The sequence below is a fragment of the Mycobacterium simiae genome (assembly GCF_008370645.1).
GTDB classification, from domain to species: domain Bacteria; phylum Actinomycetota; class Actinomycetes; order Mycobacteriales; family Mycobacteriaceae; genus Mycobacterium; species Mycobacterium simiae_A.
This window is the reverse complement of the sequence record NZ_VTZN01000126.1, coordinates 1-15690: the sequence shown is the minus strand read 5'-3', so window position 1 is coordinate 15690 and position 15690 is coordinate 1. Positions and strand designations below refer to the sequence as shown.

Annotated in this window: 17 protein-coding genes; 8 read left to right on the top strand and 9 right to left on the bottom strand. The window is 63.5% G+C overall.

Annotation, left to right across the window (positions count from 1 at the left end):
- Positions 1–471: 471 nt before the first annotated feature.
- The 5 genes from F0Q45_RS18350 to F0Q45_RS18340 form a co-directional block, all read right to left on the bottom strand.
- Positions 472–1623: a glycosyltransferase gene (locus F0Q45_RS18350; protein WP_188113009.1), complete on the bottom strand. Its 1152-nt coding sequence runs from the start codon at positions 1621–1623 to the stop codon at positions 472–474.
- A gap of 78 nt (positions 1624–1701) precedes the next feature.
- Entirely contained in the window at positions 1702–1953 is a 252-nt protein-coding gene (locus F0Q45_RS29965; RefSeq protein WP_306439451.1) for a hypothetical protein, read from the bottom strand.
- A complete protein-coding gene (locus F0Q45_RS29960; RefSeq protein WP_306439452.1) occupies positions 1953–2258 on the bottom strand; it encodes a hypothetical protein in 306 nt (101 codons plus the stop codon). Before F0Q45_RS29960 ends, F0Q45_RS29965 begins: the two co-directional genes overlap by 1 nt.
- Positions 2155–2598, bottom strand: a complete 444-nt coding sequence (locus tag F0Q45_RS29955; protein ID WP_306439453.1) for a hypothetical protein — start codon at positions 2596–2598, stop codon at positions 2155–2157. The genes F0Q45_RS29960 and F0Q45_RS29955 overlap by 104 nt, the downstream gene beginning before the upstream one ends.
- A 48-nt stretch (positions 2599–2646) precedes the next feature.
- Positions 2647–3519 carry a DUF4344 domain-containing metallopeptidase gene (locus F0Q45_RS18340; protein ID WP_149655293.1) on the bottom strand — a complete coding sequence of 291 codons (873 nt, stop codon included), beginning with the start codon at positions 3517–3519 and terminating at the stop codon, positions 2647–2649.
- A 789-nt stretch (positions 3520–4308) separates the two neighbouring features.
- On the opposite strand from F0Q45_RS18340, the gene F0Q45_RS18330 reads away from it, so the two are divergent.
- Entirely contained in the window at positions 4309–5010 is a 702-nt protein-coding gene (locus tag F0Q45_RS18330; protein WP_149655297.1) for an MspA family porin, read from the top strand.
- A gap of 109 nt (positions 5011–5119) precedes the next feature.
- Here F0Q45_RS18330 and F0Q45_RS27845 read toward each other — a convergent pair whose 3' ends face one another.
- Positions 5120–5281: a hypothetical protein gene (locus tag F0Q45_RS27845; RefSeq protein ID WP_188113008.1), complete on the bottom strand. Its 162-nt coding sequence runs from the start codon at positions 5279–5281 to the stop codon at positions 5120–5122.
- A 1324-nt stretch (positions 5282–6605) separates the two neighbouring features.
- Between F0Q45_RS27845 and F0Q45_RS18325 the strand changes: the two genes are divergently transcribed.
- Positions 6606–9488: an MMPL/RND family transporter gene (locus F0Q45_RS18325; RefSeq protein WP_262491054.1), complete on the top strand. Its 2883-nt coding sequence runs from the start codon at positions 6606–6608 to the stop codon at positions 9486–9488.
- A 248-nt stretch (positions 9489–9736) separates the two neighbouring features.
- Here the strand turns inward: F0Q45_RS18325 and F0Q45_RS18320 are convergent, their stop codons facing one another.
- Both F0Q45_RS18320 and F0Q45_RS18315 read right to left on the bottom strand, forming a co-directional pair.
- Positions 9737–10120, bottom strand: coding sequence for a DUF5073 family protein (locus F0Q45_RS18320; RefSeq protein ID WP_149655291.1), 384 nt, complete (start codon positions 10118–10120; stop codon positions 9737–9739).
- Positions 10120–10908 carry a heavy metal-binding domain-containing protein gene (locus F0Q45_RS18315; protein ID WP_149655290.1) on the bottom strand — a complete coding sequence of 263 codons (789 nt, stop codon included), beginning with the start codon at positions 10906–10908 and terminating at the stop codon, positions 10120–10122. Before F0Q45_RS18315 ends, F0Q45_RS18320 begins: the two co-directional genes overlap by 1 nt.
- A gap of 93 nt (positions 10909–11001) precedes the next feature.
- On the opposite strand from F0Q45_RS18315, the gene F0Q45_RS18310 reads away from it, so the two are divergent.
- On the top strand, positions 11002–11253 hold the full coding sequence (locus F0Q45_RS18310) for an IS110 family transposase (RefSeq protein WP_149655289.1): 252 nt from the start codon (positions 11002–11004) through the stop codon (positions 11251–11253).
- A 52-nt stretch (positions 11254–11305) separates the two neighbouring features.
- Here F0Q45_RS18310 and F0Q45_RS18305 read toward each other — a convergent pair whose 3' ends face one another.
- On the bottom strand, positions 11306–11758 hold the full coding sequence (locus F0Q45_RS18305) for a hypothetical protein (RefSeq protein WP_149655288.1): 453 nt from the start codon (positions 11756–11758) through the stop codon (positions 11306–11308).
- A gap of 425 nt (positions 11759–12183) precedes the next feature.
- On the opposite strand from F0Q45_RS18305, the gene F0Q45_RS18300 reads away from it, so the two are divergent.
- The 5 genes from F0Q45_RS18300 to F0Q45_RS18280 all read left to right on the top strand — a co-directional run.
- Positions 12184–12729, top strand: a complete 546-nt coding sequence (locus F0Q45_RS18300; protein WP_149655295.1) for a class I SAM-dependent methyltransferase — start codon at positions 12184–12186, stop codon at positions 12727–12729.
- 204 nt (positions 12730–12933) lie between these two features.
- Complete coding sequence (locus tag F0Q45_RS18295) at positions 12934–13203, top strand: metal-sensitive transcriptional regulator (protein WP_149655287.1); 270 nt, start codon at positions 12934–12936, stop codon at positions 13201–13203.
- Positions 13204–13238: 35 nt separating this feature from the next.
- Positions 13239–13658 carry a DUF302 domain-containing protein gene (locus F0Q45_RS18290; protein ID WP_149655286.1) on the top strand — a complete coding sequence of 140 codons (420 nt, stop codon included), beginning with the start codon at positions 13239–13241 and terminating at the stop codon, positions 13656–13658.
- A 57-nt stretch (positions 13659–13715) separates the two neighbouring features.
- Positions 13716–14072: a carboxymuconolactone decarboxylase family protein gene (locus F0Q45_RS18285; RefSeq protein WP_149655285.1), complete on the top strand. Its 357-nt coding sequence runs from the start codon at positions 13716–13718 to the stop codon at positions 14070–14072.
- A gap of 186 nt (positions 14073–14258) precedes the next feature.
- A partial coding sequence (locus tag F0Q45_RS18280; RefSeq protein WP_149655284.1) for a PE family protein occupies positions 14259–15690 on the top strand: 1432 nt, incomplete at its 3' end.

Genomic DNA, 15690 nt, shown 5'->3' with positions numbered 1-15690 from the left:
CGCAGGGAAATCTTGGTGCGCAGCCTGCCGCGGGCGCTCCCGGCGTCCGCCGAAATATGCGTCGGCATGTGCCGCCGTCTACACGGAGCCCGAAAATCAGCAAAAACTCCGCTCGTTCGCTATCGGACAGCACCCCGCCTCGTCAGGGATGACTAACCTGGAAATCGTGCGAAATGAGTCCGGATCCGGGAGGCGACGACAATGAAGTTCATGAAGGTGACGGGAAACTTAGCCATCGCCGGTGCAGTCAGCGCAGCCGTCTTTGGGTTAGGTGCCGGTACGGCACAAGCCGACCCGGGCCCTCGGATACCGCGTCCACCAATCCCGCACATCGATGATCCGACCGGGTGGCGCCCGTTAGCCCCCGGCCAAGTTCAGCGCGTGTGCCCCTGGCAATCTCCACCCGGTCACTGGCTTGGTGGTCCACACGGGATACCTTGCACCTGAGTGGATTCGGCCCAGCAACGACGGCTATGCGGTATGGCGTTCGTAGCGGCATCGGCCGGCACTGTGGGCACTGTCAGCGCCCAAGGCGCTCAGCATCCCGGTGGCCGCCTGCTGCCAGGTGAACAACTCGGCGCGGCGCCTTGCCGAACGCCGGCGCTCGTGCTCCGGCCGGCTGACGATGGTACGGACCGCTCGGGCGATCGCCATTGGGTCGTTGTCGGCCAACGCGCCACTGTTTGTCGAGATGATCTCGGTAAGTGCTGACGTGCGGGACACCACCACCGGTGTACCGCAGGCCAGTGATTCCAATGCCGCCAGCCCGAACGTTTCGTGCGGTCCCGGTGCCAGCGACACATCGGCCGAAGCCAGCACCATGGCTATGGTGCGCCGATCGCCGATGAACCCGGTGAAGTCAACCGGTAGACCGGCCGCTTGACGCTGCAGTCTGGGGCGCAACGGGCCCTCGCCGACGATGACCAGTCGGGCGTCGACCCCGGTCTGGCATAAGGCGGCGACCGCGCCGATGCTGCGATCGGCATGTTTTTCGACCGACAGCCGGCCGCAGTGGACCAGCAATAGCTGCCCTGGTGCGGCAAAGCGTTGTCGCATCGGGGCGGAGCGCCGCTGCGGATGGAAGGTCTGCAGATCGACACCCAGGGGGACAGTGACGGTATTCGTCGCGCCGATTCGGTCAAACTCTTCACGCGCAAATCCCGTTGTGCACACCACGGCGTCGTAATTGGCGGCGGTCCGCCTGTTCGCCGTGTCGGCGAACTTCTGTGCGACGCGTTGCGGAAGCAGCTGACCCGCAAATCTATCGAGACGTTCGTGGGAGATCATGACCGTGGTGACGCCATGGTCGCGGCCCCAGCGGCCCAGCGACCGCAAGGTGAGCCGGTCAGAGACCTCCAAGGCGTCTGGTCGCAATGTTTCCAGCATTGCCCGCACCGGACCGGGCAGCACCACGCGGTAACCGCCGGTGCATGGAATAAGGCTGGCAGGCAAAGTGATACGAACAACGCCGGTCGGCAGGTGACGGCTCGTAGGTTGGGCACCAGGGACGATCAGAAATACTTCGTGGCCCCTCGCGCAGTATTCGGATCCCAGCCGGTCGACAGCCGTCCGAAGTCCACCGGAATGTGGTCCGTAGAAATTGGCCACCTGAACGACACGCATACCGTGAGGGAAACCGCCCCTTGTGTGCGATCACCGAGGTGCAGTCAACAGATGTCTGAACAGTGCATGAACTCCTGTTCACGGGGAAATCTTGGCTCCGACGAGTTGGCCTCCGCCACGCCAAATCAGCAGACCGGCCTGCAGGCCCAGCGCGATAGAGATCATCGACACCACCGTCACCGCGATGGCCGCAGCGGCGTTGGCACTGACCAGTTGTGTGACGCCGATCAGGCCAAGTGACCCGGGGACCAGCAGCCAAAACCCGGGCAGCAGCAGCGTCGCAGCCGGCGGAGCGTCGTGACGTCGCGAGACTGCCATCGCGAACAACATCAGCGTGAGAATCCGCTTGCGTAACTGCCTAATAGCTCGTTCGCGCCTACCTGGCCGGCGTAGGTGATCACGAGGGTCACCACCAGCCACGGCAAAAACCGGTTGGGCGGTCCCAGGTACAGCAGGATACCCAACGCATACAAGGCCACCCCCGCCCACGGTGCCCAGACGCCAATCTCGTTGAGCTGTAACGCGTTTAGCTCAGTCGCGGTTACATCCAGGATCTGGGCCGCGATCAGAATTCCATAGGCGAGCTGGGCGAGCCGCATGAATCCGGCAACAAGTCGCGCCGCGCCCGAAACCACCTCCCTGGTAGTCCAGTCGACGACCGCCAAGGTGATCGCGACACCAGGCAAGAAGAGCGTCGACCAGCGCGGCTAGCGGAAACGCTTGATCGAAGCGGAGATCGTCCTCGGATCGCACCACCCGTACCGTGGTTCCGGCAAGATGGTCCGAGCCGCCGAATTGAATGAAGTTGGGCAGCAACAGGACCTGGTTGCTCAGCCCGTACCAGTCCGAAGACAGCGTCAAGGTGCGTCGGATCGTGGTGACCGGATAGTTGGCGGCCACCATGGCGGCGCCCAGACGGGCTAGGAAGTCGACAGCCTTGGGGTCGGGACCGGTGCTGCTCTGCTGTTCAGACATCGGCCGAGACTAGCGCGGCACTGGCTAGGCGCGGCCGATCCGCCGCGATTAGCTTGGTTTCTTCAGGTGCGGTCCCAGCATCTGATGCCATGCCTTAGACATGGTCTGGAACTCGTCTTCGCAATTGCCCGCACGGTCTTCCGGCAGATCACCGGAGGTGACCATATTGGCGTTGGCGACCGGATCTGACCCGTAGATCCAACACTCCCAGTTGTACATGCGTGTGATGTCCATCGAATGCCCGTCCCAAAAGGGAAGATCGTTGGCGTCGCCAGCCTCTTGGGCGCCCAACTTCCAGTCCTGAGCGGTATTGGTCGCGATACGGACCCCGTTGGGATACGGCTTTCCGTCGGCACCCGGAGCCAGCAGCATGAACGCTGAGAGCTGGTCGGCCACATCCTCTTCACGCCCGGTGAACGCGAGCTCATAGATCGCCAGGGTGGCGTGCCCCAGCTCGTGATAAAACCCCGAGGTGGTCGCGTCGATTGCGGCGGTCACCGGGTCAGAATTGCTATTGGCGGCGAACCGTTGCTCGCTTTGCTGGATGTCTTCGTAGCAAAGTTGAATTTCGTTGGCACTGGGGTCCCAATAGTCGTTGGGCTCTCCGCATTGCTTACCGACGACGGCCACGTCGTAGGGCAGGTTCAAAATATCGTTGACCTGTTGCGCGACAGCCTCCAGCAGCTTTGCTTGCGTCATGAGCTGGCGGCCTTGTTGCGCCTCCGCTGTCTGGGCGTCTTCGTAGCGAATGTTCATCCTTCCCGACGCAGCGGCCTGGATCGTTGTGGCCGGGTTTGAGGCCCGGCCGGATGGTTGCGCCGCCGACCGATTGTCGGCGCCTTGGTGACTATTGGACCCGCCGCACCCGGCACACAGCAGCACTGCGCCGGCCGCGAGAACAGTGACTGGTTTACTCCGCACGCCAACCCCTAGATCGCCTTCACACCCGCCTCACGACGAGGCATGCCCTCGTGAGAACGGTACGACACTAACGGATTCGTTAAGGCCGAAGTTAGGTCGCGACATCGGGGCAGATTCCGATTGCACAGGACAACGTGTGCGGGCAGGGCCACGGGGACTACGGGAGCGGGGTGCCAATCCGTCGCATGGCGTCGCCTGAGTCGGTGTTTACCCGATGACGACGTCTAGATTGTGTTGCCCATCCGAGCCAACCGCACAGGCAAAGACGCGCAACGGCTCTAGAATCCGTGCACGCGGCACCGGACAAATTGATTCTGACAGTACATTCCGGTACCACTCCAATCGTGTTTGGCGCCGCCTCTTTCCCGAGGATCCAGCGTCAGGGAAGGAAGCAGGGTAGCGAAATCGTCGATTATCGAAGGTAGCGGATCAGGGTCCCCATCATCCGGGTCCGCGCGAGCTACGCCGGTGCCGCCCACCAGAGCAGCGGCCCCTATCAGACCGGCCAGCAGTCCCCGAGTGACAAAATGAAGTTTCATTGGCTCGCCTCTCTGCCGTCTGCAGCGCGCCGTCGGGGGAACCTTCAGTCTACTCGCCACCGACCGGGTCAGCGGTCAGGCGAACGAGGCAATTGATGCGTTGCCGGCACAGGTTGCCGGCAACGCGTCACCGGTTCTTCCAGCTTGCCTCGTCTCGGTCGCAAACTAGCCACAAACGCGCAACAAGTCTGAGTTGGTCGACCAGCAAACGTCGCAACCGAATTGGGCCGCACCTACGGTGAAGGCCGTGATGCCGATTGCCGCGGTCGTTCGCCGCGCTGCGGTGCTTGCAGCGTGCCTCGTCGTATCGGTGACCACGCCTTCGGCCAGCGCTCAGCCCGACGCTGAACTCCCGCCCGGCGCGACGCCACCGGCCGACGGGTGGTTGCCCTCCGGCCAACCAGCCAGGATAACCACTCCGGACGGCTGGACCCTAGCCCTCGGCGCTAAAGACGAGCGGCAAGTTCCGGTGGCAGCGCTGACCACCGCAGTGTCGTCTCGCGAATACCTCTCAAGCGGAACTTTCGTCGCGTCGCTCACTGGACCGGAAACGCCTCAAGGTGTCCTCGAAGTTGGTTACGAGATCGGCTGCGGAATCGACATGAGCACAGCCAACGGCGTCGTGCAGACGAATGGGGGCAGCGTAGGCCCATCCCTCGGTGCGCAGATACCGGTAGGCCCCGGTACTGAAGGAGCGGCCCTGCTTCCGATTATTTCTGCGCAGTACACCGGTGTGGTGAGCGTAGGGCTCAAGCCTGGATTCGTCATCGTGGTGCCGGTGGTCAGGAAAGAGTTCAAGGGTCCCAATCCCTGGGTGATGATCCACGAATTCCACGTCAAGATCGACGGATGCGTTGGACAGTCATACATCCGCTCCTATTCGACCCTGACGCGCGTCACCGATGAATCCGACGTGGTGCTGTCCTACGTCGGCGTCACCAAGGCCGTCTAAGAGACAACCCGCCTTATCACGTCACAAGATTGTGAGTGTTCGCCTGGGCCCGCCAGATGCGGTGGGCCGGTGAACCACAGGTCATGCTTCACCGAGCGCCTGAGGTAGGTCAGCTCGTCGCGGCTTTTCGCAGTCGGTGACCAGCCATCCGGGATTCGGCCGGAGTCGGGCGCAGGACGGTGAGTAACGCGTGCATCGCCCAGGCCACCGCTGCGCTGGTGACTTCGTCGCCGGCGGCGATCAGGAAGACTGATGACGTCGCGAATCTCATTGTCGTTCAGAGACTCCCGCTCATCGATCAAGGTCGTCAGCGGGCGTGAGTCGGGGCGCAGCTGCAGCTGCGCATCGGCGATCAGCATGTCGGTGCATATCTGCCGCCACCGCCCACGGCTGACGGCGAAGCGACCTTCACACCACTCATCGCATCGAAAATACTTTTGCCGCAGTACGTTTAAGGAAAAATGCACCAAATAACCGGGCCGTCCCTCGAATTCTTGTTCCGTGGACGTCCTACCTTCGGCGAACAGCTAGACCGTCACCCCCTTGGCACCTTGCGGCGAAAGTCCCGAGACCGTTGTGCCGCGGCACTGACGTTGATCGGTTCGGGTTCCCTGTCGACAGTTCCGTGCTGTAGTCGGAGGGTTGCGTTCTCGCTGCAGCCGACCAGCGCCATCTTCGCAGCGATGCTCGTCCCTAGAGCAGCTCAGGGGTTGGATAGCAGCAACGTAGGTCGCCCCTGGCAGACCGCTCGGGGAACGCCTTTCGTCGAATCCGTTCTACTTGTGCTGGGTTGCGGTCGCGTTGTCGATCACTTTGCCGGTAGCCCCGAGCTCGTTGTTGTGAACGTGAGCCATACGTCATCAATATCCGGCACCGCCATCGAATCGGCCGGCAAGAGTGCCTCGCCGCTAGACGGCAGCGCCACGAGCACCCGGCGCGCCGCCATAATTGTTGCCGCCGCGGCCAGGGCCTTGCGGCGCCCAATAGACGGCCTCGGACACCACGGTGCCGTTCACACGCCGTACTCACGAACGCGGCAATTGTGCGCTTTTCGTTCAACCACATCGCACCTAACGGGAGGCAGACGATCGCGTACATCACCACCACCAAGACCAGCTCCGGCTTCCAGGCGATCTCCCAGCCCAGGCGACGTTGCGAGATGGGCAGTAGGATCAGCCCGACGATGCCGAACGCCCGGTAGTAGAAGGTGCTGTCGCCCTGGTTGACGGTTGCCGCGACCATCACGACCGGGATCGGAGCGGTAATCAGCAGAAGCAGCGCATAAGACGGGTGGCCGTTCAGGAAAGGATGGATCACAGTCCAGGTGCGGTTGCCGCTGTAGACGGTCACGGACCGACATTGGCGTGCACTACCCGTGCCCACGAGCCCTGTAAACTATCCGTGGCTTGACCAGCGACCGCGCGAAGATCAACCCGAAATCGAGTCAAGACTGCAGACGAGCAGGATTTCGCTGATCACGATCACGACCGAACACATCAAAACCACTGTCGGTCTGGCTCCGGTAGTGGTTGAATTAGCCGATTCGGTCGGGGATTGCATGTGACATGAGGCGAAGCGGATGCACCAAGTAAGCCGTGCCGGCTGCGGCCCGATACCTGACCGGTGCCACTAAGGCTCATGCGGTGATTGGACGATTCATCCAGCGATTCGCGCTCCTGATCGTCGGCGTCTGGGCGGTGGCCGCCATCGTCGGCAACAGTCTCGCCCCCAAAATCGAGCAGCTCATCAGCACCGAGGATCAGCCGTTCTCGCCGTATGGCACTCCCACTTCGCTTGCGGTGCAACGGTCGGCGGCGGCGTTCTCCGAAAAATCACCCGGCGACAATGTCGGATACCTGGTCCTAGAACGCGATGGGGCTCTCAATGACGGCGACCGCACGTTCTACGACCAGCTCGTCGCGGCCCTGCGCCGGGATTCCCGCCATGTCGTCGAGGTGGTGGACTGGTGGGGCGTCCCGGCCATCGCTGATGCAGTCTTGAGCAGGGACCACCACGCGGTGACGGCAGCCATGCGCCTAGCTGGCATGGTCGGCACGTCGCAAGCCAGGGAGTCGATAACCGCGGCCCGAAACATCGTGGCACACCTGCACCCGCCCGATGGTTTGCACGTATACGTCACTGGCGCTGGCGCCACCGTCATGGACGAGTTCGAGGCGATAGACAGACAGATCCAACTGATCACAGCAACGACGATCGCGGCGCTCCTGATCCTGTTGTCGCTGATCTACCGATCACTGATGACGGCGATGGTGCCTCTGGTGTCGGTCATAGTTGCCTTGACGATGGCCAAGCCAATCGTTTCCGTTCTCGTCGCCCACGGCTTCATGGGGGTTTCGCTGTTTTCGGTTGGACTTAGCATTGCCGTAGCTGTAGGCGCCGGCACCGGCTACGCGATGTTTCTGCTTGCCCGTTATCACGAACGGCGCCGGCAAGGTTTCGCCCCACCGGCAGCATTATCAGACGCCTACCGCGCCGTGGCGCCGGTGATCTGCGGCTCAATACTTGCGGTTATCGCCCCCTTGACCGCGCTGGGCTGGCTTAGCCTGGCCCGGATCAGCATATTAGCGACAACCGCATTCCTTTGCGACATAGGCGTTCTCGTGGTTGGCCTGGCCGCATTGACACTGACACCGGCCCTCATAGCCCTCCTGGCCCGCGCTGGCCTGGCCAAACCTCCCCAACGCCTATACGCAAAGCGTCAGTGGCGGCGCATCGGCACGAATGTGGCACGCTGGCCGGCACCGATCTTGGTGAGCAGCGGGGTACTGGTGTTTATCCTGATGATCGCCCTACCGGGCGTGCCGATCGGCTGGGACGAAGCCGCCGCAACCCCAGCACGGTATGAGTCCAACCGAGGTTACCAGGCGGCCGACCGCCACTTCCCCCCTAACCAACTATTGCCCGCTGTCGTCACGATCGAGACCGACCACGATATCCGCAATCCAGCCGGCCTGACCGCCATCGAACGAATCACCGCTGCCGTTATGGAGATTCGTGGCGTGCGCATGGTGCGGTCAGCCAGTCACCCCCTTGGGATGGTGTCAAAGCAAGCCGCATTGACCCCTTCGGGCGGCAACCTCGGTGATCGGCTCGACGAATTTTCCGACCAGCTCAATTCCCGGGAGGGGACGTTCGCCGCTCTCGACACCTCAATAGGGGACCTGGTCAGTTCGCTCGATTTGCTTCCGACTGGGGTCCAGCAGGGCACCTACGGCATCGGTCAGATAGGTTTAGCGGTTCACCTGATGCAGGACTCGATCAGCAGAATTCGAGCCCGCGCGGGTGACGTCGTCGACATCTTCGATCCGTTGCGGAGTTTTGTCGCCGCCATACCAGACTGCCCATCCAACCCGGTGTGTGCTGCCGCCCAAGAGGTGGTGCAGTGGGCAAATTCGTTGGTCGAGAGCACAACTAAGTTGGCTGATGCGGCAGAGCAACTCGCGAAAGCTATTGCGGATGCTGCCTCGGCAACGTCCGGTGCGCTCGGCCTATCGGGTGCTTTGAACAGCGTCAGTGCTCAACTCGGGCAACTCCGAGCGTCCGCGGCAAGCCTGAAAGAGGTACTCAACAACGTCGGCGCTACCCCGATACGAGAGCTTCCCAACTACTTGCATGAACTCGCCGCCATTTCCGACGCTGGACCAGGCGTGGATCTCTACGCCTCCCGCAGAATTCTGACCGACCCTGAGATGCGCGCGGTTCTCAAGGACTTCGTCTCACCAAATGGACACGCCACCCGGTTGATCGTTTACGGCGAAGGCCACGAATGGGGCGCGGAAGGCGCCGAACGTGCCCGCGCCATCCTGGCTGCTGTCAACGACGCCACCAGGGAAGGCACCCTGAAGCCAACCTCCGTTCAACTCACCGGAGTAGGACCAGCCACCCGCGACCTGCAGGACATCGTCGGCCATGACCTCCTCATGATGGCCGCCATCACGCTCGGCGTTGTTCTCGCGATATGCACTCTGCTCCTCAGAAGTCCGGTTGCCGGGCTCATCGTTGTCGGCAGCATCGCAACGTCCTACATCTGTGCCCTTGGCGCGAGCGTATTGATCTGGCAACGCCTCCTCGGCCGTGAATTGCATTGGGCGGTACTGCCGATCGCTTTCGTCTTAGTGGTAGCCGTGGGTTCGGCCTGCAACCTGCAGTTCGCAATGCGAATACGGGAAGAATCAATTGCCGGGCCCCACATCGGCATCATCCGCGCCTATGCGGCGACCGGAGCTGTGGTCACCGCAGCTGGGATCATCCTTGGGACAACAATGTTCGCGTTGGCCATAAGTGGTGTGCTCAGCGTGGCACAGATCGGTGTCACCGTGGGCATCGGTCTGTTGTTGGATGCGCTGGTAGTGCGCGCCTTTGTGCTACCGGCCATGATGGTTGTGTTGAACCGCTGGCTCTTCTGGCCGCGTCGATCGGTCGGCGAGGTGCCGGAGCCCGAACTCTTGAACGCCTGAACACCGCAGGCAGGTTAGTCGGCCGCCTCGAATGGCCGCTACCGCAACTGCGGGTGCCGCGACCATCGAGTCGACCAGCTGTGGTCGGGCGAAGCTTCTCGTCGGCTGCCCCGCCCTGCGGAACCGAAGCACAGACATCCATGGCCCTGAGCCATCGGACGGAAAGAGTGCTGTGCTCGGCCTGCTACCGCTAGCACCGCGTCGGTGAACGCATCCGGATCAGCTCGGCGCGTGACGGCGGATGCGGATCAGAATCGATAACCGGTACTGGTGTCAAGAATCTCCACGGCCGCGTCGATGTTGGGTAAAACTGTCGGCCCATATCTGGCGACGATCTGCCCCAGCGCACGGGTGATGTGCGGACCGACTGCGTCGGCGGCCAAGTTGTCCTCGGCGATGACGATGCCGTTCACCATGTGCGCAGCCAACAGCCGACCGTCGCGGGCGACCTCATAACGCCAGTCGCCGATTTGGATTCGCTCGGGGTTGGATCGGAACAGTCCGCGTCGTGCGGGGGTGTGAATCACTCCCGGAAGGCCAGCGAACACGTTGACCACCAACGCAACTCCGCCGGGACCAGCGAGCGCGGCCGCGATGGTTCCGCTGATTCGCTCGGTATCGAAATCGGCCATCAGTTGCCCATGGGCAGGACAAACGACGGCGTGATGGTTTCTCCGCTGCCGCTGCGGCGTACAGCGGTTCCCGCTGTGTAGAACTCGACCGTGTGCAGTCCCCAGGCGTAGTTCGAGACGGCGAAGTGCACCCCCACGACACCTGTCGCACCGTCACGCTCCGCCTCGCTCTGCATGCGCGACATCGCCAACTCCCGCGCTTGGTAGTTGCCCTGCGTCCACTGCGGCATCTCCATATTGCGGCCGATCTGTTTCAGTGTCTGCATGAAACCCTGCACGGCGATGTGGAAAACGCAGTTGCCCATCACGAAGGCCACCGGAGCAAAGCCGGATCGCAGCAGGGTAACCATGTCCTGGCCGGATAGGTGACTGGAGAACGCTTGTCCGTTGGGGCGGCGAAATGCTCCGGGCTTGGCCGTGTAGCGCACTGCGGTGCCAACCGCCATGAACTCAAGGTGTTCGCCGCCCTCGCCATGATGGCGCCAGTTGAGCCGAACGCCGACGATTCCGTCCGCTTTGAGCGCATCGGCCTCGGCCTGCATGCGCGCCATCGCATTCCAGCGCGCCCGATAGGTCGCCTCGGTCAGAACGCCCAACTCCTGTTGCTGTCGCATGCCGCTGAACTGGAAGCCGACGTGATACACCGAAACGCCCATGACGAGCTCGACGGGTTCAAACCCGGCCCCGTGCAGCAACGCGAACTCATTGATCGACAAGTCGGAGGTCCAAGACTTCTCCGCGTGCGATAAACGTTCACTGGCTACCGGATCAAGCGAGCTTGGTTGCATATGCAGACGCCCCTTCTGTGGTTTGCGTCAGCGTACGACGCGTCAAGCGCCAGCGTCTGCCGTATCGGCATCCTATGACCGGGTCGGTTCTGGATGACGTGCGTCCGATCCGACCGGCGCCACTCCAGCATCGACGACCTGCTGGACGCGGTCGAACCAGACGACAAGAGCGGCGGCGCAAGCCCGCTCGACGATGGCCTAAGGCCCCCCACCGGGCCGAACATGGTCGAACGCCTCAGCAAAATCCCCGGCATCGGGCAGACCGGGGCCCCGATCATCCTCGCCGAGATCGGGCCTGGACATGACGCCCTGGGTATTTTCCGGTCAGTCATCGTGCAACCGTGAAACGTCCGGGGCAACGACTCCGCTCTGCCTGCTGCTGAAATGCCCCGGCGGGTTAGGCGCTGCTCTTTTTGCGCGCTAGCGAAGCGACGCTGCGCAGGGCGCCGCGCAGTGCGTAGACGGCAGCCACCACCGACAGTGCGATCAGCAGGATGAATGTCGGCAGCCAATTACTGCGACTGTGATTGACATCCCACCAGACGACGGTGAACAACAACACACAGAGCAGCAGCACGATGTCCCGCCAATTGCCCTGATAAGACGTCGCGGCCTTGCGCAGCGCGCGACTCCGATCGGCAGCGTCTACCAGGTCGGCGATGCGTTCGTTGATCGTGCGCTTTAGGTCGGCACGTTGCGGGTCTTCCGTGGGGAGCCGATCGAGCAGGTCCATGTCCTGCTTCAGCTGACCGCGAAAGTCGGTCCCTTTGAATTGCCCAGCCGCGATGGCCAGCATGACACCACCGAAAACGGGCGCACTGCCCAACGCGATTTGTCCCAGGCTAGACATATCTACTCCTCCATTGAGCTCATTCCGTCAAGGTCGGCGCGGGGCGCTGAACAAGAGGGTTGCGGCAACCGCCACGGTCAGATGGTCGAGCGCCGTCTGCGTGCTTCGAGCAGGACTATAGGCGCTGATCCTCATGCGCAGCGGACAGCGGTGGACGCGGCCGTCGGGGTTGCGCGTGAAACCGGTTGGGCGCTGGGTCAACTTGTCTGCTCCGTGGTGAGCGCAACCGCACAGACAGGTTTGTGACAGGGCCGTCGTAATGGTGCGGTACTCGTAGAACGATGCGCCGCCGGCACTTTCAGCCCCATGATCTTCAGCAGCAGCCCTGGTGCCCTGTCGTGCGCACTGTGCGGGATGTTCTTCTGCCACGCGAGGTAATGATTGGAATGGTGCATAACCGGCTGCCACTTCGTATGGTGGCGCATGTGGCCGAGGAGGATCGACGCCGTTGGGACGAGCGGTACCGAAGCCAACCGCCCCCATCGGTCGCCGCGGTGGGGCCTCCTGCTGTGTTCGTGTCCTACGCGGATGTATTCCCAACGAGCGGGACGGCTCTCGATGTGGCTTGCGGTCGCGGGCCTAGTGCGGTCTGGCTGGCCCGCCGCAGCTTGCAGGTGTGGGGGCTGGACATTTCTGCGGTCGCCATCGACCAGGCACGTGACCTCGCCGAGCGCTATGGGGTCGCGAACCGCTGTCGATTCGACGTCTTCGATCTCGATGGGGGCCTACCGGCCGGGCCGCCCGCCGACGTGGTCATCTGCAACAGGTTTTACGATCGCCGTCTCTACCATGCAATCGTCGAGCGATTGGCGCCAGGCGGATTACTGGCGATCGCCATGCTCAGCGAAGTCGATGCCGCTCCTGGCCCGTTTCGCGCCGCACGCGGCGAGCTGCCCACGGTATTCGCCGAACTCGACCTGATTGCCACTGGTGAAGGTCAGGGCCAAGCCTGGCTGCTGGCGCGGGCCTAATCGATCCGTCTCACGAATCGCGCTGATCGGAATACTCGACGACCATTGCCTCGATCGTGGCATGGGTAAGGGCCTTTACATACGGGCATAATGCCCGAGCGGAACCGATACCCGGCTGGGTAAATTCTGGGGTAGCGCCGGCTGACGATTTATACCCCCCGGGGTACTATCGTGGTGAGGACCAAGGAGACGGAAGGATCCAGCGTGATTGGTGATCAAGACAGCATGGCCGCGGTTTTGAACAGGCTGCGCCGCGCCCAGGGTCAGCTGGCCGGAGTGATAGCGATGATCGAGCAGGGCCGCGATTGCAAGGATGTCGTTACCCAGCTTGCCGCGGTGTCGCGTGCCCTTGACCGCGCTGGATTCAAGATCGTTGCTACCGGTCTGCGGGAATGTGCCCTCGGCGCCAAAGCGGACGGCGCCACGCCCCTCACTGAAGCCGAGTTGGAGAAGCTGTTTTTGGCTCTCGCCTGAACAGCTGTTCCGAAAAGAAGAGAAAGGCATTGGTCATGAACCTTGCACTGTCGACCACGCTGCACCATAGCTTCGACGACGCGGTTAAGCGCACCCGCGAAGCGCTCGCCGCGCAGGGCTTTGGCGTTTTGACCGAGATCGATGTGAAGTCGACGCTGAAAGCCAAACTCGGCGAAGAGATGGAGGATTATCTAATCCTTGGGGCGTGCAACCCGCCGCTGGCTCATCGTGCGCTTGGGGTCAACCGTCAGATCGGCACGCTGCTGCCCTGCAATGTGGTGCTGCGATCAGACCCGGACCAGGCCGGTGCCGTGCTCGTCGAAGCCATGAATCCTCGATTGATGGCGGACGTCACCGGTGAAGCGAAGCTTGTGCCGATTGCCGAAGAAGTCTCCGGCATGCTGCAAGCCGTGATCGACGAGCTGGAACGTTGGGACCGGACCGAGCAACCCTAGGCGTGATCGTTACGGCGCCGGACCGGTTTTGATACCCACGGGGGTATAGTTTCCGTCATGTCAGACCACCATTATCACGAGGTCCTCGTGGAGCTGCTGCCGCAGCATCGTGCGCTGCGCGAACAAATCCCGGACGTCTATAAGGGATTCGCGGCTCTCAGTGGCGCGGCGTTCGCCGATGGCGCCCTCAGCCGCAAGATCAAGGAGCTGATGGCGATGGCGATCGGTGTGGTGCAGGGTTGCGACGGCTGCATTGCGTCCCACGCCCAAGCCGCCGCGCGGGCTGGGGCTAGCTGCGAGGAAGCTGCTGAGGCCATCGGCGTAACGATCCTCATGCATGGTGGACCGGCCACTATTTACGGGGCGCGGGCCTACACCGCGTTTTGCGAATTCGCGGAATCGAAGCCTTCATAGCGGCGCGGGCTGTCCGTGACTACGGCCGGTACGGCCTTCACCTGAAACGTTCCCGAGCCGACTGGCGAAACGCTGGGTAGGTCTAGCGGAAATGCGGGGTGTGCCGATTCGACGGCGATACCCTGTGCCGTGGGTGATGGCGACCGGGCGACCGCCGGGTTTCCGCGAGGTGGTGGGAGGTCCCTGATGTCGTATCTCGTCGCAGCTCCGGAGTGGGTAGCTGCCGCGGCAACGGATCTGGCGAACGTCGGTTCGTCGATCAGCGCGGCCAACGCCGCCGCTGCCGCCCCAACGATGGCAGTGCTAGCTGCCGGTGCCGACGACGTGTCGGCCGCCATCGCGGCGCTGTTCGGTGCGCATGCTCAGGCGTATCAGTTGCTCAGCGCGCAAGCCGCGGCGTTTCATGAGCAGTTTGTGCGGACGCTTACCGCGGGGGCCGGCTCCTACGCCATCGCCGAGGCTGCCAATGCCACGGCGCAATCCGTCGAGCAGGATCTGCTCAGCCTGATCAACGCGCCCACCGAAGCGATATTCGGGCGTCCGCTGATCGGCAACGGTGCCGACGGAATAGACGGGACCGGTCAAAGCGGCGGCGACGGCGGGTTCTTGATAGGAAACGGCGGAAAGGGCGGGTCTGGGGCACCCAACCAGGGCGGCGGCAACGGCGGCGATGCCGGGCTGTGGGGCAATGGCGGCGCCGGGGGAGCCGCGGGAAACTCGACCACCGCCGGCCTCAACGGTTTCAATGGAGGCGCCGGCGGCAACGGCGGTCTGCTGTGGGGCAATGGCGGTGCCGGCGGGGCCGGTGGGAACGGCGGTCCGGCCCCGCTGGCCGGCGGCGTCGGCACCACTGGCGGCGCTGGCGGCAACGGTGGCGGCGCCGGACTGGTCTACGGGTTTGGCGGTGCGGGCGGCAACGGCGGGGTCGGCGGGGCCGCGCCGGTCACCGGCCCCTCGCCGACCATCATTCCCGCGGGCGGTGTCGGCGGTTCCGGTGGGGCAGGCGGTGGGTCCGCAGTGCTATTCGGCGTCGGCGGCATGGGCGGAACCGGTGGTGCCGGAGGGCTCAGCAACTCGACTGTTGCGAGCGTGGGCGGGTTCGGCGGCATGGGTGGTCCTGGCGGACAGAGCGGACTGGTGTTCGGCGCCCCGGGCGGCGGTGGGGCGGGGGGAGTCGGCGGAGCCGGCGACGGGGCGGTGCTTGGCGTTGGTAACCCCGGAGGCCATGGCGGTTCCGGAGGTAACGGCGGCTCGATTGGATTGTTCGGTAACGGCGCCGCCGGTGGCAACGGCGGCCTCGGCGGGAACGGGTCCGCTGGTGCTACGGATGGGGGCAATGGTGGTGTCGGTGGGCTCGGCGGCGACGGCAGCCCCGGCGGACTGTTCTACGGCGTGGGTGGGTCCGGCGGCAACGGCGCACTCGGTGGCGCAGGTGGCGCTGGCGCCACCACTGGCTTCGCCGGCTCTGGCGGTTTCGGTGGCCAAGGGGGCGACGCTCAGTTGCTCGGCTTCGGCGGGGTCGGCGGCAACGCTGGCGGCATTGGCGCCGGCACTACGGCCGCAGTGCCGCTCACAACGCAGCCCGTGGGCGGTATCGGCGGGAATGGCGGTCGCGCCG

Bases quoted from the DNA above. Each gene is read 5' to 3' on its own strand.
- F0Q45_RS18320 (WP_149655291.1), bottom strand. From the start codon at position 10,120: ATGGCCGATTTCGATACCGAGCGAATCAGCGGAACCATCGCGGCCGCG.
- F0Q45_RS18290 (WP_149655286.1), top strand. From the start codon at position 13,239: ATGAACCTTGCACTGTCGACCACGCTGCACCATAGCTTCGACGACGCG.
- F0Q45_RS18285 (WP_149655285.1), top strand. From the start codon at position 13,716: ATGTCAGACCACCATTATCACGAGGTCCTCGTGGAGCTGCTGCCGCAG.
- F0Q45_RS18315 (WP_149655290.1), bottom strand. From the start codon at position 10,908: ATGCAACCAAGCTCGCTTGATCCGGTAGCCAGTGAACGTTTATCGCAC.
- F0Q45_RS18310 (WP_149655289.1), top strand. From the start codon at position 11,002: ATGACGTGCGTCCGATCCGACCGGCGCCACTCCAGCATCGACGACCTG.
- F0Q45_RS18330 (WP_149655297.1), top strand. From the start codon at position 4,309: ATGCCGATTGCCGCGGTCGTTCGCCGCGCTGCGGTGCTTGCAGCGTGC.
- F0Q45_RS18305 (WP_149655288.1), bottom strand. From the start codon at position 11,758: ATGTCTAGCCTGGGACAAATCGCGTTGGGCAGTGCGCCCGTTTTCGGT.
- F0Q45_RS29955 (WP_306439453.1), bottom strand. From the start codon at position 2,598: ATGTCTGAACAGCAGAGCAGCACCGGTCCCGACCCCAAGGCTGTCGAC.
- F0Q45_RS27845 (WP_188113008.1), bottom strand. From the start codon at position 5,281: ATGAGATTCGCGACGTCATCAGTCTTCCTGATCGCCGCCGGCGACGAA.
- F0Q45_RS18350 (WP_188113009.1), bottom strand. From the start codon at position 1,623: ATGCGTGTCGTTCAGGTGGCCAATTTCTACGGACCACATTCCGGTGGA.
- F0Q45_RS29965 (WP_306439451.1), bottom strand. From the start codon at position 1,953: ATGTTGTTCGCGATGGCAGTCTCGCGACGTCACGACGCTCCGCCGGCT.